Here is a 21,749-nt window from a genome sequence, read left to right on the forward strand (position 1 = left end):
TCCCGATGGCTCGTAGCTCTCCGCTCTGGCGGAGAGTTACTTTGCTGTCGCGAGGTACTCAGCGAGTCAGCGCGACTCGGCCTCGATCAGGGCGGCCTCGAACGCTACCCACGGCAGCATCGCGCACTTGACCCGGGCTGGATAACGCGAGACTCCCCCGAACGCGGCCGCATCGCCGAGAATCTCTTCGTCGGGTTCGATCTTGCCGCGCGAGCGCAGCATCTCGCGAAAGTTGTCGAGCAGACCGCGGGACTCGGTCACACTGAGGCCGCGCAGTGTGTCCGTCAGAATCGAAGCGGATGCCTGCGAGATCGAGCAGCCCTCCCCGGCCCAGACCAGATCGGCCACGATGGCACTCGCAGCTGTTTCCGCGCCACCGGCCGAGTCAGCGCCATCCGTTTCAGCAGAAGCACCCGCGCCGAGCGACACGCGCAGCGTCACCTCGTCACCGCAGGTCGTGTTGATCTGGTGCGATTCGGCCACGCGCAGGCCGCTCGCCGCGCCGAGCGCGACGGCGTCGGACAGCGGCGTGAGGGCGACGGCTCCGTTCCTGGCCTTGGAGTGCTCCAGAATGATCGTCTGGTAGAGCTGCTGCAGGTCGCTCATCGGCGCACTCCCGTGCCGACCCCGAAGAAGGGCGCGACCTCAGCGAGGGTAGCCAGAAACAGGTCGACCTCATCAGTGGTGTTGTAGAGGTAGGTGCTCGCCCGGGTCGAGGCGGTCACGCCGAGTCGACGGTGCAGCGGCTGGGCACAGTGGTGGCCGACCCGCACGGCAATGCCGGCGTCGTCGAGAAACTGGCCGACGTCGTGCGCGTGCACGCCGGCGACATCCACGGCGGCCAGTCCGAGCCGTTCCACGCCGAGCCCGGGGCCGAGCAGGCGCACTCCGGAAATTTCGGCCAGCCCCGCCACGAGTCGCTGACCGAGCTGCGCCTCCCACGCTGCGACCCGATCCATGCCGGTTTCGCTCAGGTAATCGACGGCCGCGGCCAACGCGATCGCCTGCGAGATGCGCTGAGTGCCGGCCTCAAAACGCTGCGGCGGCGCCAAGAACTCGGCGGTTTGCATGTTCACGGTGGTGATCATCGACCCACCGGTGAGGAACGGCGGCATATCGGCGAGCAGGTCGGCCTTGCCATAGAGCACCCCAATGCCCGTGGGGCCGAGCATCTTGTGACCCGAGAACATTGCGAAGTCCACGTCGAGCGCCGCAACGTCGACCGGCAGGTGCGGCACGGTCTGGCAGGCGTCGAGCACGACGAGGGCGCCGACTTTGCGGGCGAGGGCGACGAGTTCGGCGACCGGGTTCAGGGTTCCGGTGACGTTCGAGCCGTGCGTGAAGGCGAGGAGCCTCGTGTGGGGGCCGACAATGTTCGCTGCGGCCAGCAGGTCGAGGGTGCCGTCACCCCGCACCGGGATGAAGCGCAGGGTGGCGCCGGTGCGCAGCGCGAGTTGCTGCCAGGGAATGAGGTTGGCGTGGTGTTCCATCTCAGTGACAACGATCTCGTCGCCGGCGCCGAGGCTGAAGCGGCGGGCGGCCGGGCCGCCGAGGCCGAGTGAGGCGTTGGAGAAGCTGTAGGCCAGAAGGTTGATGGCCTCGGTGGCGTTGGACGTCCAGACGATCTCGTCGGTCTGGGCGCCGACGAACGCAGCGACTTTCTCGCGGGCGGCTTCGAACCCCTCGGTCGCTTCGACGGCGAGCGTGTGGGCGCCGCGGTGCACGGCGGCGTTACGCTGCTCGTAGTACTCCTGCTCGGCTTCCATCACGCTGATCGGGTTCTGCGAGGTTGCCCCGGAGTCGAGATAGGTGAGCGGATGCCCGTTCACCGTCTGATGCAGCACCGGAAAGTCGTTGCGAATGCGTTCAACGTCAATGTTGGTCAGTGGGGCCAACTCGGGGTGCTGGGAACCAGCTACGGGAGTTCCGGTTGCTGTAACGGCGGACGATGGTGCAAAAGACGTCATGCATCAAGGATATTACCTCTCCCCGAACCCGGGCACCGCGCGGGCACATCTGCACGGGAAGTCTGCGTGTGCGGTGGAAAACTCCGCGGCGGCGTGTGAGGCTTGAGGGGTGACCAAGACTGCCGAATACACGGAGCTACGCGAGCACGTGTTACTCGACCGACCGTGGGTGACGCTGGTCTGGGACGACCCGGTCAATCTCATGTCGTACGTCGCCTACGTTTTTCGTAGCTACTTCGGGGTCACCCCGAAGCAGGCCGAACGTCTCATGCTGCAGGTCCACAACACCGGTCGGGCCGTCGTGGCCACCGGCAATCGCGAATCGATGGAACGCCACGTCGAAGCCATGCACGGCTACGGACTCTGGGCGACCCTGGCTAGGGCTGACGAATGAGCGGCCTGAAGCGGTTCACCCCGCACGTCTCCGGTATCTTGCACGCACGATTCGAGGCGATCGAGGTTGATCTGCTGCGCCTGGCCACCAGCCAACTGGTCGATATGCTCGATGCCGGAGCCGCCGACCCCGTGCTCGCCCGCAGCGACGGTGTCTTCGGCCGTCTGCTGCCCGACGCTTACCGTGACGACGATGAGGCTGCGGCAGAATTTCGTCGATTCACAGCGCCCGGCCTGCTCGAACGCAAAGAGCACAACGCCCAGATTGTGTTGGACACCCTCGGAACGGAACGGGACGAGACCGAAACGGACGACGAGGAACACCGACCGGTCACCATCAGCCTCGACCCCAATGCCGTGCAGGCCTGGCTCCGCAGCCTCACCGACCTACGGCTGACGCTCGCCGACCGGTTGCAGGTCTCCGCCGACGGAGTCGTCCACCTCGAGGGTGAAGACGCACCGTTTTTGCGCGAACTTTATGACTGGCTCGGCATGCTGCAGGAAGAACTCGTCTACGCGATCGACGTGTGACCTCGGCGACGAGCTGACCCATCGGCGTTCTCGGCCAACAGATCTCTGGCAGCGATACCGATCACGGCGCTGTAGGTAGGGTACGCGAAGCGCACTTTGGCCAGCGTGGCCACGTCGATTCCGGCGGCCATCGCCGTAGTGACCGACTGAATGACCTCCACAGCGTTCTCACCGACCGCGTGAGCACCCAGAATGAGCTCACGCCGACGATCGGTGATGAGTTTGAGAAATCCACGTTGGCGATCGTCGATCACAGCACGATCCAGCCGCGAGAACGGTACCACCGCCACCACACACAGCTCGTCGCGACGCCGGGCCTCCACCTCGGACAGGCCAACGCCAGCGTAATCGGGATCCGTGAACCCACCGGCCGGAAGCAAATGGTGCGCGGTTCGCCGGTTGGCATCCAAAACGGCGTTCTCGGCTGCTGCCTCTCCCTCGGACTGTGCAGCTTGCACCAGCATGTCCCGGCCGTTGGCATCGCCGACGGCGAAGATGTGCGGCACCGAGCTGCGAAAATACGCATCGACAGGGATAGACGATCGGCTCGTAACGACGCCGGCTGCTTCCAGACCCAGGTCGTCGACATCCGCTGGCCAGCCGGTTGCCATGATCACGGCGTCGAAGCTACCTGACACGTCGTGCCCGTGCTCGCGCCAGGTCAGCGTGATCGAGCCGTCCGCGGCACGATCGAGCCCGGCGACACCGTCAATGCCGAGGTGGACGGCGACCCCCTGTTCGACGAAGGCCTCCGCAACGGCCCGCGAGACGGACTCATCGGAGGTGGCGAGTACCCGGTCGGCCACGTCGAGCAGCGTCACGGTTGAACCGAAAGAATTGAACACAGTGACCAGTTGTGCGCCGGTGTTGCCGCCGCCGATAACCGCCAGCCGATCGGGAACTCGAGGCAGGTCGAGCACGTGTTCGGGCACTACCGCCAGTTCAGCTCCCGGCACCGGAAGACGGCGAGAATGACCTCCCACGCACACCACGACAGTGTCGGCCGAAATTGTGCGCCCGGTGTCGAGCTTGAGCGTGAAGGCATCGACAAAGCGGGCGCGCCCCTCCAGGATGAGATGAACGCCGGCATCGGCAAATCGGGTGGCCTCACCCTTCATGGAACGAACCCGGTCCACGGTTTCCCGTACTCGGGCGACCGTGGCGGGCCAGTCGATGGGACGTTCAGTCACAGAGATGCCATACGCGTCGGCCGTTCGGATCTCTCGCATGAGTCTTGCGGTTTTGGCGAGTACACGAGTCGGCACGCATCCGGTGTTCACGCACGTGCCCCCCAGGCGATCAGCCTCACAGATGGCGACGGATGCTCCAAGCTCGGCGGCGCGCAGGGCTGCAGCGGCTCCGGCCGGGCCGGCACCGATCACGACGACGTCGAAATGGTCGCGTCCGAGCACGCGTGAATCGGGAGCCGGGTTGGCGGCTGACTTCGTGTGCGCGAAGATTGGGGTCGTAGTCATCTCGGTCTCCCACCGTCGAAAGGTGCCTAAATCCTGACAGTGTCAGCTGGGAATCAACCGGTGCCGACACCCCGTTTCTACACGAAATCTCATCATCATGGTGGGTTCAGTTTGGTGGGCAGAGTGTGCGGTAGCCTACTTTGTGAACCCGCTATTACCGTGTGCTCAAGGCCGCACGCACGGCTCGACTTGGCCCGCGACGGAGACCCATGGACCTCAGCACTGTGACGCACGTCACCTCCGCTCGACAGCGGAGCGACCTCGCCGCGCTCGGTCCGACCGTCGTGCCGCTGGCCGGCGGATCCGAGCTGTTCGCCGACCCGCGCGCCCACCTCAGGGGTCTGGTCGACCTGCACACCTTCGGGTGGCGCGCGCTGACCATCACGGACGACGGCCTCGAGATTGCCGCGACCTGCACCTTCACCGAACTCTCCCAGCTGCCGATGCGTGAGGGCTGGGCGGCGCATCCGCTGTTCTATCAGTGCTGCACGGCCCTGTTCGGCTCGTTCAAGGTCTGGAATGTTGCCACGATCGGCGGCAACCTGGCCACCTCTCTGCCGGCTGGCCCCATGATCACTCTCGCCGTCGCGCTCGACGCGGAGGTTCTGGTCTGGCGTGCTGGTGGGCGCGATGAGGTCGTGCCGGCCCGTTCGTTTGTCACGGGAAACACGACCAACGTGCTCGCACCCGGTGATGTCTTGCGCTCTATTCACGTTCCGCTCGCCGCGTTGCAGTCGCAGACTGCATATCGCAAGATCGCCCTGTCGCCGCTCGGACGCTCGGGCGCGGTGCTCGCCGGGCGGCTCGATGCCGACGGTCTGTTCGTGCTCACGGTCACGGCGGCGACGCTGCATCCGGTGCAATTGCGGTACCCGGAGCTACCCGCCGCCGAGGTGCTGGCCGGCGATATTGCCGCGATCGACTGCTGGTTCACGGATGCCCACGGCGCCGCCGACTGGCGACGCGCGATGGGACTACTGCTCGGCGAAGAAATTCGCGCTGAACTTGTTGGAGGTCTCGCATGACGCTGGAACGGGTCGCAACGGTCGGCACGGTCATTTTCGAGGTCAACGGCAGCCCGGTCGAGGCGACGCCCCAACCCGGCCAGTGCCTGCGTACCCTACTGCGCGACCACGAACACTTCGAAGTGAAGAAGGGCTGCGACACCGGCGACTGCGGCGCCTGCACGGTTCAGGTCGACGGCACGCCCGTGCACTCCTGCATCTACCCGGCCTACCGGGCAGCCGGCAAGCAGATCACGACCGCGGCCGGCCTCGGCCAGCCCGGCAACCTCGCGCCGGTGCAGCAGCGCTTCGTCGACGCCGCCGGCTTTCAGTGCGGCTTCTGCACACCCGGCATGGTCGTCACCGCCGCCGCCATCGAAGCGGATGCCGACACCACCCGTGCAAACGGCGTCGACGCCGGCTTCAGCACCGACCCCGACGAACTTCCCCGCCTGCTCAAGGGAAACCTCTGCCGCTGCACCGGTTACCGTTCGATCAATGACGCCATTCGCGGCCAGCACACCCCGCCGGCGGGCTCCTGCCACGTCGCCCCGGAGCGCGAGCACGCCGAAACGTCCAGCCTCGGACCGGTGCGCACGACCGGCCGGGCCACTCCCGAGCCGGCTTCGGCTGGTGCGGGTTCGACCGGATCGGCCTCGACCGGACGGGTCAGGGCGAGCGAGTCCACGACGGGCCACTCCACCACGAGCAGCATGGCCGGCCCGGTTGGCACCTCCGCCGGCGCGATCGCCGGGGAGCGCATCGTGAGCGGGCTCGAGCCGTACACCCTCGACGTTTCCGTTGCCGGACTGCTGCACCTCGCGGTGCTCGGGAGTCCGCACGCGCACGCGCGCATCCGCTCCCTTGATGCGTCGAAAGCGGCCATGCTGCCCGGGGTGCACCGCGTGCTCACCCATGCCGACTCCCCCACGACCCTGTTTTCGACCGCGCGGCACGAGAGCCGGTTCGACGACCCCGACGACACCCTGGTCTTCGACCAGACCCTGCGTTTTAGCGGGCAGCGCGTGGCAGCGGTCGTCGCCGACTCGGTCGCGATCGCCGAGGCCGCCTGCCGACTGATCGACGTTGAGTACGAGGTGCTCGATGCCGTATTCGACCCTCGGCTGGCTGCTCTGCCGGGTGCCCCGCTGGTGCACGGCGACAAGGACCCGGTCGTGTCGCGACTGGCCGACCCGGGGCGCAACCTCGTCGCCGAACTGCACGGCGAATTCGGTGACGTTGCGGCCGGACTCGCCGAGGCGACCACCGTTATCTCGGGCAGCTGGCAGACCCAACGCATTTCGCACACCCACCTCGAAACCCACGGCACGATCGGCTGGATCGACGGCGACCGGCTGGTGCTGCGCACGAGCTCGCAGGTTCCGTTTTTGGTGCAGAAGGAGATCTGCCGGCTGTTCGACCTCGAACCGGCCGGAGTGCGGGTGTTCACGGCCCGGGTCGGCGGCGGTTTCGGCGGCAAGCAGGAACTGCTCACCGAAGACCTCGTCACCCTCGCGGTGCTTAGTACCGGCCAGCCGGTACAGTACGAATTCACCCGCACCGACGAGCTCACGATCGCCCCGGTGCGGCATCCGTTTGCGATCGACGTGACCCTCGGCGCCACGGCCGATGGCCGCCTCACCGCCCTGAAACTGGGCGTGCTCGCCGACACCGGCGCCTACGGCAACCACGGCCCGGGCGTGATGTTCCACGGCACGAGTGAGTCCGTCGCGCTCTACAACGTGCCCAACAAAAGAGTGGATGCCCAGAGCGTCTACACGAACAACCCGCCGTCGGGCGCCTTCCGCGGCTACGGCCTCGGCCAGATTATCTTCGCGATCGAAAGCGCGCTCGACGACCTGGCCCGGGAACTCGAGATGGACCCGTTCGAACTGCGCCGACTCAATTCGGTGCAGCCCGGCGACCCGCTCGTGGTCACGCACGAGGAAGGGCCCGACCTCGTCTTCGGAAGCTATGGCCTCGACCAGTGCCTCGACCTCGCCGAGTCGGCGCTGGGGCGCGGCAACCGGGCCGTCGTTCCGGTCGGTGCAAAGTGGAAAGTCGGCTCCGGCATGGCGTCGTCGATGATCGCGACCACGCCGCCACGCGGCCACCGCTCGCAGGCATCCGTTCAGCTACTCGCTGGCGGACGCTATCTGGTGCGGGTCGGCACGACCGAGTTCGGCAACGGCACTACGACCGTGCACGCGCAGATCGCGGCGACGGCGCTGCACACGTCTGTCGACCGCATCGATTTGGTGCACTCCGACACGGATGCTGCCGGTTACGATTCCGGCGCGTTCGGCTCGGCCGGGGTCGTCGTCGCCGGCAAAGCCGTGCTCGCCGCGGCGACCGCGCTGGCCGAATCCCTGGTCGGGGCAGCGGCATCGTGCAGCGGTCTCGGTGAGGTGGATTGGCAGCTTGAACGGGAGGGGCTGCGTGCGACGGGTGCGGTCGTCACCCTGGACGACCTCGCAGCCTGGGCCGCGGCCAACGACGTCGACCTCACAGCGATGCGCCGCGAAGACGGAGCGCTGCGCTCGCTCGCCTTCAACGTGCACGCGTTTCGAGTGGCCGTGAACACCGACACCGGCGAGGTGCGCATTCTGCAGTCGATCCAGGCCGCCGATGCCGGCTTCGTGATGAACCCCGAGCAGTGTCGCGGACAGATCGAGGGCGGAGTCGCGCAGGCGCTCGGCACCGCCCTGTTCGAAGAGATCGTGCTCGACGGCGCCGGAGCGGTGACGACGCGGGTGCTGCGCAACTATCACGTGCCCCAGCTCGTGGATCTGCCGGTCACCGAGGTGTACTTTGCCGAAAGCCACGACGTGCTCGGGCCCTTCGGTGCCAAGTCGATGAGCGAGTCAACCTACAACCCGGTCGCGCCGGCGCTGGCCAATGCGATACGCGACGCGATCGGCATCCGTCCGACCGAGTTGCCCATGTCCCGTGACCGGATCTGGCGTCTGCTGCACGGCTGAGCGGATGCGCGGCCCGGCTCGCGCAGGGTAGCTCGCGCCGATCGATGGCGGTCTCGGCCAGCTCGACCAACGGATCGGGTCGCGGCCCCGAAACCGGCTCGCGCCGGTCGATGGCGGTCTCGGCCACCGGACAGGCGTCCGACCCGCGCGAGCCGACCATCTCGCTGATCGAGCTCGCCGCGATCACCATACGACTAACCCACGCAATCTCGACGAACGCGGGGCAGCACTCCCGCGACCTGCCGGGCCGCATATTTCGGCGGGATCACGCGGCGTATCAGGCAGGTTTCCAAACCCTCGAATGGGACGAATCCGATTTCAGTAGGGTAAAACCAGGCTCCACGTGGCACGTTGCAGACACCGCGCCGGCCGGGAACTCGCATAACGGGCTGGTCGAGAACATACCGGCAGGACAACGAGAAATCTCGCCGCAAACGGTCAAAATTGCCGATTTCGACGCCAGAACACGATAATATCCGTAGATATGTACGAATCAACGGGTAGCGCGGTCTTTCGCGGCCACATTTTTCACATAGCCGGCGCTCCCACAGTGGCGCAGGCCCATTCGCAGCTCGTTTCGGTGCCCGACGGGGCCCTCGTCACGGCCGACGACGGCACGATCGCCTGGGTCGGCCCCTTCAACGAGCTGCCCGCCGCATTCACTGCACTGCCGGTGACCCGAACCGGGTTCATCCTGCCGGGTTTCGTCGACACCCACATTCATTTTCCGCAGACCTACACAACGGATGCCTACGGTGGCGGCCAGCTGCTCGAATGGCTCGACGGGTGCGTCTTCCCGGCCGAGTCGCGGCTGGAAGACCCGGGTTTTGCCCGGCAGGTGGCGCGCGATTTCACGCGGCGGCGGGCATCCGTCGGTACGACCAGCGCCCTCGTGTTCGGCTCGGCGTTTGCGCCGGCGCAGGACGCCCTGTTCGAAGAATCGCAGAAGGCCGGCCTTCGCCTGGTGAGCGGGCGGGGCATCCAAACCGTCGGCACCGACTCCGCCAAGGCGCTGGTCACGAGCGAGCAGGCCGCGATTGAGCTCACGGCGGCCGAGATCGACCGTTGGCACGCCGTCGACACCGGTGACGCCCAGACCGCGCTGCTGCAGGTCGCGATCGTGCCCCGGTTCAGTCTGTCGGTGACGCCGACAACCCTCGCAGGCCTCGGCGAGCTCTACGACTCGGTGCGCGGGCGAGGCGTGTACTTTCACAGCCACCTCAACGAGAACGACCGGCCGGGCACGGGAGAGATCGACGCGGTGCGCTCGGTGTTCGGCACGAAAACCTACCTCGACACCTACGACGGATGCTTCCTGCCGGGCTCCGTCCGCGGCGGCTCGTCATTGCTTGGCCGCCGCAGCATCCTCGCCCACGCCGTGCACTGCCAGAATTCGGAGCTCGCCCGCCTCGCCGACACCGGCACGTCGATCGCGCACTGCCCGACCTCGCAGGCGTTCCTCGGCTCCGGCACCATGCCGTGGCGGCGCACGACCGGGTTCGGGGTGAACGTTGCGATTGGAACGGATGTCGGCGGCGGCGACGAGTGGCTCGTCGCGCGGGTGCTCAACGACTGCTACAAATCGCACCTGTCCGAGCCCGGCGACGCCGGAGTGGCACTCGACCCGGCCGCGCTGCTGTTCACCGGCACACTCGCCGGGGCCCGCGCGCTCGATATGGAGGCCCGGTTCGGCAACTTCGACCTCGGCAAGGATGCGGATTTTCTGCTGATCGACCCGGACCGCTGGGAACCGCTCGCACTCGTGCTGGCGAACGCCGTGCGCGCCGACGACGCGGTGCTGGCCGCCGAGCAGACCCTGTTCGCGCTGCTGCTCGCCCTGCGCGAGCCCGCGATCACCGGGGTTTACGTTCGTGGCCGCCGGGTGAGCGTGGAGTAGTCAAGTCGAGTGGCGCATCCGCTCGTCGAGCCGTGATTTTGAGGCCAAGTCTCACGGCTCGGCTCGGGTCAGCTACCGCGATAGGTGGAGTACGCGAACGGGGCGAGCAGCAGGGTGAACGTGATAGTGCTCCGACAGGTCGGCGGTCGCAGAGCGCTGGGGCGGCGAGAGTCAGCAGGGGGCCCAATTACCTCACCACGGCGCCTCGAGTTCGTCGAGATCGTCGTAGATGCTGGTGATGGCCGCGATGCGGGTGCGGGTCACGCGCACGTGCGCGCCCATGGCGCCGGTCGCGAGCAGGTTGATCAGGCTCATCGCGGTGGCATAACTGTCGAATGCGCTGGCGCTGTCAATCGGGCATTCGAGCCAGACGGCGGCGCCGTCGGCGTGCCGCCGGGCGGAGGAGTCGGCGATCAGCACGAGGGGAATCCCGCGCCGTTCGATCGCCGCGACCAGCTGCCCGAACCCGGCCGTGCGGCGCCGGAATCCGAACAATACGACGACATCGTGCGCGCCGAGCCCGGCCAGGTCCTCACCGATCGACTGCCCGGGCAACGGCGCGAGCCGCACATTGTCGCAGGCCTGGGCGAGCTGCTGACGCAGGTGCAGGGCGAGCGGGTAGCTGTTGCGCAGCCCGATCACGACGACGTTGCCGGCGTGCGCGATCAGCCGCGCCGCGGCATCCAGCCGGCCGTCTTCGAGATTCTGCAGCAGCTGGCGCAGGTTCTCCTGCTCCCCCGCAAGGTGCGCCGCGAGGCGCGACGGCGTTCCAGCGGATGCCCCCGGCCCGCCCACCGGGGCCCCGTTGCGGCGCAGGGTACGCGCGTGTTCGCGCACCTCGGCCGAATCTTGAAAGCCGAGCCGGCGGAACAGCCGCGACACGGTCGCCTTGGAGACCCCGCTGAGCCGGGCCAGTTCGGTGGCGTTGTAGACGGCCAGGTCGCTCAGATGATCGAGGATGAAGTCCGCCACCCGCTGCTCCTGCGGCGACAGGTCGCCGTACTGCCCGTCGATGCGCTGTCCGATGTTCATGGTGGCGGTCACTGCGCTGCCGGGTCGGTGTCGTGCCGGTCGGACGCGCACCGGTCGGCTTCGCGCAGGTCTGACGCGTGCCGGTCCGAATCGAGCCGGTCGGAATCGTGCCGGTCGGACCGGTTCTGGTCTGGGTCGTACCCACCGGTATACCGTCCGGTGGCTCGGCCACTCCGGTCGGAATCACCGCGAAAATCGAGCAGAGCGCAGGCCCGCGCATCGAACTCGGAATCCATCTCCTCGGCGTCATACTGCTCGGCCAGGGCGAGCACTGCGGCCTCGAAGGCATCGAGCGCCAGCGCCACATCGGCCTCGGTGACCGACTCGTCGGGGTGGTGGCTGATGCCGCCGCGACACCGCACGAGCAGCATGCCGATGTCGGTCAGCGCCGCCAGCGCCATGGCGTCATGCCCGGCCATCGAAAACGGAGTCGGCGGCAGGCCGCCATCGCGAGCGTCGGAATGCGCGGCGGCCCCCTCGATCACGAGGTTGAACCGCCGGGCCCCGGCGATCGAGGAGGCGACGCCGAGGGCGAGGCCGAGGGCGAGGCCGCTGTCGTCGAGCACCGGACCCTGTTCGATGTGCGCCTCGAGGTAGCCGATGAGGTTGGCCGGAGTTCGCGCGGCTGCACCGATCAACGCCGGATCCAGCCCGAACGGCCGGTAGGCCGCCTCGAGGCGCACACCGTTCCGGTCGCGCAACTCCCACGACTCGGCCTGCCAGGTTCCGGCGAGGGCACGGCTGCCCAGCAGCGGGGTGCCGAACCGAGTGCCCTCCTCATCGCCGAACGCGACGACTTCGAGCGCGAACGGCAGGGCGCGGCCGGCAGGGCGCGGCCGGACCGCGCGGTGCGTTCGGCCACAGCCACGGCGCGCAGCACCCGGGGAGTGGCGTTGATCGGGCCCGGACCCAGGAGAAGCCGCGCTGGCGGGTTGATCGGAAGGCTGGAAATGTGTTTCACTCCCTCGGCATGGTGAAACCAAAGTTTCAGGTGGCCAGTTTAGGCAGCGGAGGTTTCCGGCGCGTTACGTGCCTGTCGCAGCTGCCATCCTGGGCCTGAAAATCGAACGAGTACGAGCTTCCGGACTCGATGTCGCCCACTTGGCATCCAGAGTCCAGCGGAATGTGACGATCCTTTTCGCGTTAGTTCGTTCCCGAACCCGGGGGTGTTGTCACTCGATGCTCGCTGTGATCTACCACGTCTGGTTCCGCTCGCAGGGCGTCGGCGATCTCTTCCTCCGGACGCGGCGCGATGGTCTGGTCGACCTCGAGCTGTGGGATGGAAGGCTCACCCGGGCCGGGAACGTGGCGCTGAGGGGAATGTTCGAAGTGGAGGGACACGGCGAATCCTTCGGTCGGTAACATTCACAGCGTATGCGATTTTACGGCGGAGTAGCCAGGTTTCGAGCACATCGCTACCGCTGCGACCAGCCTGTGCCACCCAACGTCAAGGACCTCGTCGCCGGAGTCCCTGGTGAGCACGCCCACATTGCGCGCAGGGCTGGAGTGGGCGGGGCAGAGCTAGGGACACATCCGCTCGCCGAGCCGTGAGTCTTGGGGCCAAAACGGCACAAAACAGGCCCAACCCTCACGTCTCGGCGCCCGAAACTCACGGCTCGGCGGAGCCCTGTAGTTGAACATGGCGCCAGGCCACGGCTCGTGAACCCTACGATGGCAGACATGCACAAGCCGCCAGCACCCAACCACGTGGCCGGACTCGTGCTCGCCGCTGGTGCTGGCTCCCGCTATGGCATGCCCAAGGCGCTCGTGCACGATGCCTCTGGCCGATCCTGGCTGCAGAACGCCGTCGACGTGCTCGCGGCCGCCGGGTGTTCCCCGGTCATCGTCGTGCTCGGCGCCCGCGGTGCCGAGGCCGCGGCGCTGCTCAAAACGGATCCCGTGGCCTCAAGGGACGGTGCGCGAGCCCGCAGCACGAACCGGCCAACAGCATCCGTTTTAGTCGTGCAGGCCGACGATTGGGCCGAAGGACTCTCTGCCTCCCTGCGCGCCGGCCTGCGCTGCGCCCTCGACCACCCCGAGCTCACGGCTATCGCGGTCGTTCCCGTCGACGTACCCGACCTGAACGCGGCGACGGTGGCTCGCCTGATCGGCAGGACCAACGACACGACGGATGCGCCCGGCTCCGCCGCCGCGTCGGCCGGCACACTGCTTCAGGCCCGGTTTACCGGCCAGCCGGGGCATCCCGTGGTGATCGGCCGGTCGCACTGGGCGTCCCTCCTCGAGACTCTCGCCGGCGATTCCGGCGCGCGACCCTATCTGCGTGCGCACGACGTCGAAGCGGTCGAGTGTGGCGACCTCGGCACCGGGGCCGACGTCGACCGGCCCCGTGAACCACCGGGCCCACCTTCGGAACGTGGGCCCATGATCTAACCTGGGCCCACGTTCCGGGCCCGGGCCCGGAACAAATGGTGAGGTCCCGAACCCTCGTGGCTCAACGAAACTGAGCCTGAACTACCCCCGCGCCACCACCCGCGTCAGCGCCGCGTAGGCGCGCGCCGCGCCCGGCTGCACGGTCAGCGACACCGCGAGGGCGTCGAGACGGGCGCGCGTTTCGCCGGCGAGGTGCAGCATCCGCTCACAGGCGTCCCGCAACGCGAGAACGTTTGCGGTATTCGGCGGCAGCGAGGTGCCGAAGCCCGCCGCGTCGAGGGCGGCCGCGCCGGCGAACTGGTCGGTGGAGAACGGCAGCACAACGAGCGGCACGCCTGCCGTCATCGCCTCGGTCACCGAATTGTTGCCCCCGTGCGTCACCGCGAGCACGGCCTCCTGCAGCAGGCGCACCTGCGGCAGAAACCCGCGCACCAGCCAGGAATCAGGAATGGGGCCGAGCGTGGCGGGGTCGGTCGCTCCGACAGCCATGGCCACCCGCACCGGCAGCCCGCTCAGGGCCTCGGCGACGCGCGCGAGCACATCACCGCGCACCGAGAGAAAACTTCCGAAGCTCACGTAGACGACGGGCCGAGAATCCGCCGCCAGCCAGGCTTCGACCTCGGGGTCGACGGCCTCGGAGCGCACCGCCGAACCGAGAAACCGGTGGGGTGGAAGCTGGTCCGTGCGCGCCGACGAGTGCAGTTCGCCCGGATAGTTGAGCAGCAGCAGATCCCCGCACTCTTGAAAGGCATCGAGGGTCGGTGCCGCGGATGGATCGAGTTCGAAAAGCGCGTCGTTCCACTGAGCGGTGAACGAGTCGCGAACGGCCGCACACTGCAGCTCGAGCAGCGCCAACTCGCCAACGTCGGGCGAGAACTCGGCGGGCCAGGCCGGCGGGTACCCGTAGATCTCCGAGCCAACGGGCAGGGCAGACGGATGCCCGAGCACCACATCGGCGTGCGGCACGCCCGCACTGAGTAGCCCGAGCCGGGCGCTGAAGGCGAGGTGGTCAACGATCACCTGGTCGGGCTGCACCCGTTCGACGATGCGCTGCACCTCGCGGGCGATCGCGACCGGGTTATAGAGCAGGTCGCTGCTGCGGGCCTCAGCCTGAAAGAGCAGGGTATCGACCATTCCGCGGCGGGTGGCGTCGAAAAACCCGCGCAGGGCGTCATCTTCGCCGGCGGGCTGCTGCTCGACCCGGATGGTGCCGGGGTTGGAACCGCGGCCCAGCTGCAGGTTCTCCCTTTCGAACCCGAACGCGGCCACAATGTCGGCCGTTGCCGGTCCGCTCGCCACCACGACGCGTTCGCCGGCCTGCGCCCAGGCGGTGCCGAGCGTCGCGAGCGGGTACAGGTGCGAGGCGTAGTCGGGGCTGATGATGAGCAGGGTCATGAGACGCTCAGCTCCCAGGCGACCGGCTCGGTCGCCACGGCGACGTCCCGGTAGACCGAACCGAGTGTGCTCGCCATGGCTTCGATCGTGAAGTTGTCGGCCACCATGCGCCGGGCCAGGTCGGCGTACTCGCCGCCGTGCACTCCGGCCGCCACGGCGAGGGCATCGCGGATGCCGGAACCGAGAGCCTGCGCGTCGCCGGTGTCGACCAGAAAACCGGTCACGCCATTCTCGACGTAGGTGGCCGGTCCGCCGCCGTTCGGCGCGACGACCGCGAGGCCGGTCGCCATCGCCTCGAGCAGCGCGATGCCGAACTCCTCCTTCATGCTCGCGCAGACATACACACCGAACGGCGCAGCGAGCCCGGGCCGGCCGTAGCGGATCGCGGCCAGCCAGCGGGCGACCGTGTCGTTGGCGCGATGCCCGGCCAGGAGCAGGCCGTGGGCCGCAGCGTCGTCACGATTCGCGCCAGACAGGGAACGGGCCATGCGCGCCAGCTCAATGCCCTCATCACAGGACGGATGCTCCAAATCACCGCCCACAATCAGCAGGTTGCAGCGCTCTTGCAGGGTCGGGTCCCCGGTCCAGGCTTCGACCAGGGCCGCCATGCCCTTGACGCGGTGCAGCCGGCCGACGCTGATCAGCAGCGGCAGTCCGCGCCGGGACGGCGGAAGGGTGCCCAGCAGCGCGTCGAGCTGGTCGAAGGCAAGCGCGGCGGACGCAGCGCGAGCATCGTCCATATTCGTGCGGTCGATGCGGTCAAGGTCGTGGTCGAAGTGATCAATCGGGTCCTGATCGTGGCTGAGGTCGTCGTCGCTGGCGACCAAACCGCTCACGCCGGACTGGCTAAGCGATGCCAGGGCATCCGTTCGGGCACGGTCGATCACTGCGAGGTCGATGCCCTCCGGAATGACCGAGTGTCGTTCCGGGTGTGCGTCAATGTCGATTCCGATCAGGCGCTCAATGTCCTGCTGCAGGTGCGGGCGCGGAAAAAGCACGGTGTGCGCGGCATCCGCGGCGAGTCGCTGCACCAAGCGGGCACGAAACCAGAAGTGTTCGACCGCATCAACCTCGCCGAAGTTCGTTCGGGTGAGCGCGCCACTCGATTCGAGCGAGTCGATCACGCCGTGCGGGTCGGGGGCCACGGTGAAGACGACCGGAATGTCCAGGTCGCGGGCCACGGTCGCGGCGGCGAGGCTGCCGACATCGGCCATACGGAGGTGAATCGCGTCGACGACTCCGGCCGAGCGCAGGATGCGCAGAATGCCGCGTTGCGCTGCGACCCGCCGAGGCCAGGAGTCGATCGACGGCACCGGACCACCGACGAACGGAACCGCCGCGAAGGAGTGCCCGCGCCGGGTCGCTCCGACGTCGGCCAGCCCATCAAGCGCTGACTCGTGACTGCCGCGGGACATGGTGATCACCCGATCGACCCGATCGTCGCGGCCCGTCCCGCGACGGCTTCCGACAAACGGCGCACGCAAAGCGGATGCCGCGGCGCTCTCCGTTCCGCTGCCTCGGCCGGCCGGCTCGGCGACGAGGGCGTCACCGAGCCGCACCAGCAGGGTCGCGATGCCACCGTTGTCGCCGGCACCGACCTGGGAGAGTTCACCGTCGATGTCGGCGTGCAGAAAGAGTTGGGCGATTGTGGCGCCCTGGTTCCACTTCGGGCGTGGTGCGGTCGTCGCCGTCAGGTCGAACAGGGCCAGCCGGGCAACGGCGGCGAGTTCGCTCGCATTGTCGTCCTGAGAGAGGACGCTCAGTAATTCGAGCACAGCTTCGCTCGGGGATCGGTCACCGAGGCCGGCGATGGCGGCGGCGCGAGCGGGCAGGCTCTCGGCGCGGTCGGTGGCCACCCGACGCAGCAACCGCTCGGGAATGCGGCCGGGTATGAGGCCGATGGTCTCGATGAGGCGGGTGCGGGCATCCGTTTCGGTCATGCCGAGCAGGGAACCTTCGAGGAACAGGGCAACCTGATCGGCGGCCGAAGATCCCCACTGTTCCAGAGTGCGCTGGGCGAGCATGCCGGTAAAGCCGCCCTGCCGAACGAGCGTGACGAGGTCGGCGATGGCGTCATAGCGCGGCAGGCGGGTGCCGAAGGCCCAGGCGGAGTGCTCACGCAGAAAAGCCGAGTCGTGGTGCAGCAAGGCAACAAGCACCTCGTCGGCGGAGTCGTCGAAGACCTGGGCGAGGGCGTGCACTGCGGCGATGGCGGTGAGCTGGTCGCTCGGATCGGTCGCGGCTTGTGCCAGCAGGCGCACAGCCCGGGCGCCCCCATCGCGGCTGGCTGCCACGGTGAGGTCGTCGGCGCGTCGAATTCCCTCGAGCAGCGTTGCGGCGGATCGTTGTTCATCGAGTGCGGTGTGGGTAGCCATTGGCTGCTCCTTTTCGTGAAACTCGTCGAATCAATCGTGGCGATTCGGGGTTGCCACGAGTGAACATGGGTGAATTTCGGAACTTTCGGTGCGAGAAACGTCGAGGATCCCGAACACGAAAGCGAACGAATCAGGTATAGCTAGCCTAGCTAGCGACTTCCCCATTCGCCATCATTGCATGAATGAGGGCGCCAGGGCTGACAGACTGCCTGATCGGTGCCGAGCACTCAAGACGCAAAAAAGAGCCACGCCCCAGTGAATGGGGCGTGGCTCTATCTGTTTATATCTGCAAATGCCGGGTTTAGCCGAACAGGGCCGTCACCTTCGCGAGTGTCTGAGAAATGCCAAAGGCCAGCGGGATCCCTACCAGCGCCCAAGCCACAATGACTTTTAGAACCTTCATGCGTGCGCCTTCCAAGCTGTTGCACCGACGAGCGGCTTTTCGGGTTCGTGAAAGTCGGTGTGAACCGGTCGCACGAAAAGGTTCGCCACAAAGCCAACAACGAGCAGCCCAACCATGGTGAGCAGGGCCGGCTGATAGGCCGCGGCCGTCAACTCACCCGGAGCGCCCTGAGCATCGAGGAACGAGTTGACAATGAGCGGACCGGCAATGCCGGCCGCTGACCAGGCCGTCAGGAGGCGACCATGGATGGCCCCCACCTGAAAGGTTCCGAACAAATCCCGCAGGTAGGCCGGAGCGGTAGCGAAACCGCCACCGTAAAAAGAAATGATGATGAAGGCCAGTACAACGTAGAGCGCCGTCGTACTCGATCCGAAGAGCGCCAGCAGCACGTACAACACCATGCCAACGCCGAGGTACACCATGTAGATGTTCTTGCGTCCAGTCTTGTCCGACGTGGCCGACCAGGCGAATCGTCCGCCCATATTAGCGAGCGACAACAAGCCCACAAAGCCTCCGGCAACGGCCGCCGAGACCAGCGAGTTGCCGTCGCTCTGCCGGAAGAAGTCCTGGATCATCGGTGCGGCCTGCTCGAGAATGCCGATACCGGCCGTGACGTTGCAGAACAGGACGACCCAGAGCAGCCAGAACTGACGCGTGCGAATGGCGTTCCTGGCTGAAACGTGGTTGCTAGTGACGAGGGCCTTGACCCGCACCTTCGACGGATCGAAACCGGCCGGCACCCAATCAGCAGCCGGAACCTTGATCGTGAAAGCTCCGAACATCATGTACGCGAGATAGATCGCGGCGAGGGTGAGAAAAAGCTTGCCCACGGAGTCGCCGCTCGCCACCCAGTTCGCTGCCCCGGAGTTGGGGTCATAGAAGCCGAGGAGCGCCGTCGACACTGGGCTGGCGATGAGGGCGCCGCCGCCGAAGCCCATGATGGCCATGCCGGTGGCGAGGCCCGGGCGGTCCGGAAACCACTTGATGAGCGTCGAAACGGGCGATATATAGCCGATGCCGAGGCCGATACCGCCGATGAAGCCGTAGCCGACGTAGACCAGCCACAGCTGGTTCGTAAAGATTCCGAGCGAACCGATGAGGAATCCGCCCGACCAGAACAGAGCCGCGACGAACATGGCCTTGCGCGGCCCGTTGGTGTCGACCCAGGTACCCATGATGGCCGCCGACAGGCCGAGCATCACGATGGCGATTGAGAAAATCACCCCGATCTGCACCAGGCTGGCGTCGAAGTGCGCCACAAGCGCGGTCTTGTAAACACTCGTGGCGTAAGCCTGGCCAATGCAGAGGTGCACGGCGAGTGCGGCCGGCGGAATCAGCCAGCGGTTGAATCCGGGTGGGGCGATGGTGCGGTCTCGGTCGAGCCAGCTCATGGAGATATCCTTGCTGCCGGTATGGCGATAGCGACTCTGCTGTGCGTTTCGGCTGTCCACGATGGCCGTGGACGTACTCCGCAAACGGATAGAATGAATAGTCTGCGGAGGCAATCCTAGACGATTCATCGCACACATTTCGTTCCAAAATCTCGCCCATTTGGTAATTCGGGGGAATTCCCCTTGGCGGCAAGGCAGGATAGATATATGACACGTTCAGCACCTATCGACGACATCAACGAAAATAATCTTGTCGTCACCGCGCCCAAGACCCACGCTGCTGGCATCCAAGCCGTAGCGGTGGCGCTCGATCGGGGTATTGCCCAGGCTGGTCTCGTTCGCACCGCACGGTCGCTGCTGCGCCTCAATCAGCGCGACGGCACCGACTGCCCCGGATGCGCGTGGCCGGAATCCCAGGGACATCGAAAGACCGCAGAATTCTGCGAAAACGGCGCGAAGGCCGTCGCTGAAGAGAGCACGCTACGCACGGTGACGCCCGAGTTCTGGGCAGAGCATTCCATCGCCGAGCTCGCCACCAAGACCGAGTACTGGCTCGGAAACCAGGGCCGCATTACGCACCCCGTCGTCATTCGCCCGGGCGACACGCACTACTCGCAGATCTCCTGGGATGATGCTTTTGAGCTAATCGGTGAGCAGATTCGCGCCACGGTGCCCGACCGCACCGTCTTCTATACGTCTGGCCGCACCGCCAACGAGTCGGCGTTCATGTACCAGCTGTTCGCCAGGTCGATCGGCACCAATAATCTGCCCGACTGCTCCAATATGTGCCACGAGTCCTCCGGCTCAGCGCTGAACCCCACGATCGGCATCGGCAAGGGTACGGTCTCGCTCGAAGACATCCACCAGGCCGAACTCATTATGGTGGTCGGCCAGAACCCGGGCACCAACCACCCGCGCATGCTGTCGGCCTTGGCCGAATGCAAGGACAACGGCGGCAAGATTGTGGCCGTCAACCCTCTGCCCGAAGCGGGACTGTTCAACTTCATGGACCCGCAGACTCCGAAGGGCGTCGTCGGCAAGGGCACCAACCTGGCTGATGAGTTTCTGCAGATCAAGGTCGGCGGTGACCTGGCCCTGTTCCAGGCGCTCGGTCATCTGTTGCTCGAGGAGGAGGCCCGCGTACCGGGGTCGGTCATCGACCACGAGTTCGTCGCCGCGAACACCGACGGAATCGAGGCCTATCGGGCCGCCCGATCGGTGATCGACTGGGCCGAAACGAAAAAGGCCACCGGCCTGGACCGTGCCGCGATCGAGACGGTGGCGCAACTGCTCATCGCGAGCAAGGCCACCATCATCTGCTGGGCGCTCGGCCTGACCCAGCAGCCGCACTCGGTGAACACCCTCAAGGAGATCATCAACCTGTTGCTCCTGCAGGGCAACTTCGGCAAGCCCGGCGCAGGCGCCTGCCCGGTGCGCGGCCACTCCAACGTGCAGGGCGACCGCACCATGGGTGTGTGGGAAAAGCCGAAGGAGCCCATGCTCGCCGCCCTCGACGCCGAGTTCGGCATCGTATCCCCGCGGGAGCATGGCCTCGACTCCGTCGACACGGTGGATGCCTTCGTGCACGACCGCGTCGACGTGTTCGTCTCCATGGGCGGCAACTTCGCCCTGGCTTGCTCCGATACCGACCTGCTGGAGAAAGCCATGCAGCGCGTCGGTCTCACCGTGCATGTGTCGACCAAACCCAATCGCTCGCACGTTATGCACGGTTTGACCTCGCTCATCCTGCCGACGCTCGGCCGAACGGATACCGATGACAAGCATCCGTCGGGCCGCCAGGTGCTCTCAGTGGAAGACTCGATGTCGGTCGTTCGCACCACTCAGGGACGCCTCGAGCCGGTGTCTGAGCACCTCCTCGCCGAACCGGTGATCATTGCCCGCATGGCCAACGCCACGCTCGGAGAAGACCACCCGGTCGATTGGAAGGCGATGGCGGAAGACTACGACGTCGTTCGTGACCACATCTCCCGCGTCGTACCCGGCTTCGTCGACTTCAACGTTCGACTCAAGACCAAGAATGGGTTCGTGCTGCCCAACCCGCCGCGCGATACGCGCAGCTTTGCCACCGATATTGGTCTGGCCCGGTTCACGGTGAGCCCGATCGAGTACCTGTCGGCGCCAGAGGGTCACTTGATTCTGCAGACCATCCGCAGCCATGACCAGTACAACACCACGTTCTACGGTCTTGACGACCGCTACCGCGGCATCAAGAACGGTCGTCGCGTCATCCTCATCCACGAAGACGATGTCACCGAGCTGGGCTTCGCCGACCGCGATATGGTCGACGTGATCAGCACGTACCAGGGCGTCGAGCGTCGAGCCAACACGTTCCGTCTCGTGGTCTATCCGACACCGCGCGGTTGCGCGGCTGCGTACTTCCCGGAGGCGAACGCACTCATGCACCGCGAGCTCGTGGCCCGCGAATCGAACACCCCCGGTTACAAGGCCATGACCGTGCGCTTCGTTCCGGCCGGCGCCGCTGCCTAGCCTGAG

At 66.6% G+C, this 21,749-nt stretch carries 17 protein-coding genes; 8 read left to right on the forward strand and 9 right to left on the reverse strand.

The window, feature by feature from the left end:
* Positions 1-66 precede the first annotated feature (66 nt).
* Together sufU and E3T43_RS06580 are read right to left on the reverse strand one after the other, a co-directional pair.
* Positions 67-606, reverse strand: coding sequence for a Fe-S cluster assembly sulfur transfer protein SufU (gene sufU / locus E3T43_RS06575; RefSeq protein ID WP_134471754.1), 540 nt, complete (start codon positions 604-606; stop codon positions 67-69).
* Positions 603-1,967 (reverse strand): aminotransferase class V-fold PLP-dependent enzyme, encoded by a 1,365-nt coding sequence (locus E3T43_RS06580; RefSeq protein WP_134471755.1) that lies wholly within the window; start codon positions 1,965-1,967, stop codon positions 603-605. Before E3T43_RS06580 ends, sufU begins: the two co-directional genes overlap by 4 nt.
* Before the next feature lie 109 nt (positions 1,968-2,076).
* On the opposite strand from E3T43_RS06580, the gene clpS reads away from it, so the two are divergent.
* Positions 2,077-2,361, forward strand: a complete 285-nt coding sequence (gene clpS / locus E3T43_RS06585) for an ATP-dependent Clp protease adapter ClpS (protein ID WP_134471756.1) — start codon at positions 2,077-2,079, stop codon at positions 2,359-2,361.
* The gene (locus E3T43_RS06590) at positions 2,358-2,891 is read left to right on the forward strand and encodes a DUF2017 family protein (protein WP_134471757.1); all 534 of its coding nucleotides are present in this window, start codon (positions 2,358-2,360) and stop codon (positions 2,889-2,891) included. Before clpS ends, E3T43_RS06590 begins: the two co-directional genes overlap by 4 nt.
* On the opposite strand, the gene E3T43_RS06595 is transcribed toward E3T43_RS06590, so the two are convergent.
* Positions 2,873-4,366 (reverse strand): NAD(P)/FAD-dependent oxidoreductase, encoded by a 1,494-nt coding sequence (locus tag E3T43_RS06595; protein ID WP_134471758.1) that lies wholly within the window; start codon positions 4,364-4,366, stop codon positions 2,873-2,875. The genes E3T43_RS06590 and E3T43_RS06595 overlap by 19 nt on opposite strands.
* A 209-nt stretch (positions 4,367-4,575) precedes the next feature.
* On the opposite strand from E3T43_RS06595, the gene E3T43_RS06600 reads away from it, so the two are divergent.
* Genes E3T43_RS06600 through E3T43_RS06615 form a run of 4 tightly spaced genes read left to right on the forward strand, consistent with a single transcriptional unit; the run spans position 4,576 to position 10,248 of the window.
* The gene (locus E3T43_RS06600; RefSeq protein ID WP_134471759.1) at positions 4,576-5,391 is read left to right on the forward strand and encodes a xanthine dehydrogenase family protein subunit M; all 816 of its coding nucleotides are present in this window, start codon (positions 4,576-4,578) and stop codon (positions 5,389-5,391) included.
* Positions 5,388-8,351, forward strand: coding sequence for a molybdopterin cofactor-binding domain-containing protein (locus E3T43_RS06605; RefSeq protein WP_134471760.1), 2,964 nt, complete (start codon positions 5,388-5,390; stop codon positions 8,349-8,351). The genes E3T43_RS06600 and E3T43_RS06605 overlap by 4 nt, the downstream gene beginning before the upstream one ends.
* 44 nt (positions 8,352-8,395) lie before the next feature.
* The gene (locus E3T43_RS06610) at positions 8,396-8,824 is read left to right on the forward strand and encodes a hypothetical protein (protein WP_134471761.1); all 429 of its coding nucleotides are present in this window, start codon (positions 8,396-8,398) and stop codon (positions 8,822-8,824) included.
* 11 nt (positions 8,825-8,835) lie between these two features.
* Positions 8,836-10,248 (forward strand): amidohydrolase family protein, encoded by a 1,413-nt coding sequence (locus E3T43_RS06615; protein ID WP_134471762.1) that lies wholly within the window; start codon positions 8,836-8,838, stop codon positions 10,246-10,248.
* Positions 10,249-10,440: 192 nt separating this feature from the next.
* Here the strand turns inward: E3T43_RS06615 and E3T43_RS06620 are convergent, their stop codons facing one another.
* The 3 genes from E3T43_RS06620 to E3T43_RS06630 all read right to left on the reverse strand — a co-directional run bounded on the left by E3T43_RS06620 (position 10,441) and on the right by E3T43_RS06630 (position 12,645).
* Positions 10,441-11,292, reverse strand: coding sequence for a MurR/RpiR family transcriptional regulator (locus E3T43_RS06620; RefSeq protein ID WP_241978847.1), 852 nt, complete (start codon positions 11,290-11,292; stop codon positions 10,441-10,443).
* Positions 11,289-12,263, reverse strand: a complete 975-nt coding sequence (locus E3T43_RS06625) for a M20/M25/M40 family metallo-hydrolase (RefSeq protein WP_198414319.1) — start codon at positions 12,261-12,263, stop codon at positions 11,289-11,291. Before E3T43_RS06625 ends, E3T43_RS06620 begins: the two co-directional genes overlap by 4 nt.
* A gap of 160 nt (positions 12,264-12,423) precedes the next feature.
* Positions 12,424-12,645: a hypothetical protein gene (locus E3T43_RS06630; protein WP_206751395.1), complete on the reverse strand. Its 222-nt coding sequence runs from the start codon at positions 12,643-12,645 to the stop codon at positions 12,424-12,426.
* 315 nt (positions 12,646-12,960) lie between these two features.
* Between E3T43_RS06630 and E3T43_RS06635 the strand changes: the two genes are divergently transcribed.
* On the forward strand, positions 12,961-13,671 hold the full coding sequence (locus E3T43_RS06635) for an NTP transferase domain-containing protein (RefSeq protein ID WP_134471763.1): 711 nt from the start codon (positions 12,961-12,963) through the stop codon (positions 13,669-13,671).
* Positions 13,672-13,752: 81 nt separating this feature from the next.
* Here the strand turns inward: E3T43_RS06635 and E3T43_RS06640 are convergent, their stop codons facing one another.
* The 3 genes from E3T43_RS06640 to E3T43_RS06650 all read right to left on the reverse strand — a co-directional run bounded on the left by E3T43_RS06640 (position 13,753) and on the right by E3T43_RS06650 (position 19,235).
* Positions 13,753-15,066, reverse strand: a complete 1,314-nt coding sequence (locus E3T43_RS06640; RefSeq protein ID WP_134471764.1) for a glycosyltransferase — start codon at positions 15,064-15,066, stop codon at positions 13,753-13,755.
* On the reverse strand, positions 15,063-17,441 hold the full coding sequence (locus E3T43_RS06645; RefSeq protein WP_134471765.1) for a glycosyltransferase: 2,379 nt from the start codon (positions 17,439-17,441) through the stop codon (positions 15,063-15,065). Before E3T43_RS06645 ends, E3T43_RS06640 begins: the two co-directional genes overlap by 4 nt.
* A 399-nt stretch (positions 17,442-17,840) precedes the next feature.
* Positions 17,841-19,235, reverse strand: coding sequence for an OFA family MFS transporter (locus E3T43_RS06650; protein ID WP_134471766.1), 1,395 nt, complete (start codon positions 19,233-19,235; stop codon positions 17,841-17,843).
* 207 nt (positions 19,236-19,442) lie between these two features.
* Here E3T43_RS06650 and E3T43_RS06655 point away from each other — a divergent pair, with 207 nt between their 5' ends.
* Complete coding sequence (locus E3T43_RS06655) at positions 19,443-21,743, forward strand: FdhF/YdeP family oxidoreductase (RefSeq protein WP_134471767.1); 2,301 nt, start codon at positions 19,443-19,445, stop codon at positions 21,741-21,743.
* The last annotated feature ends 6 nt before the right edge of the window (positions 21,744-21,749 follow it).

Origin of the sequence: Cryobacterium sp. Hh7, assembly GCF_004403155.1 — a bacterium.
In the GTDB taxonomy this organism is placed as follows: domain Bacteria; phylum Actinomycetota; class Actinomycetes; order Actinomycetales; family Microbacteriaceae; genus Cryobacterium; species Cryobacterium levicorallinum.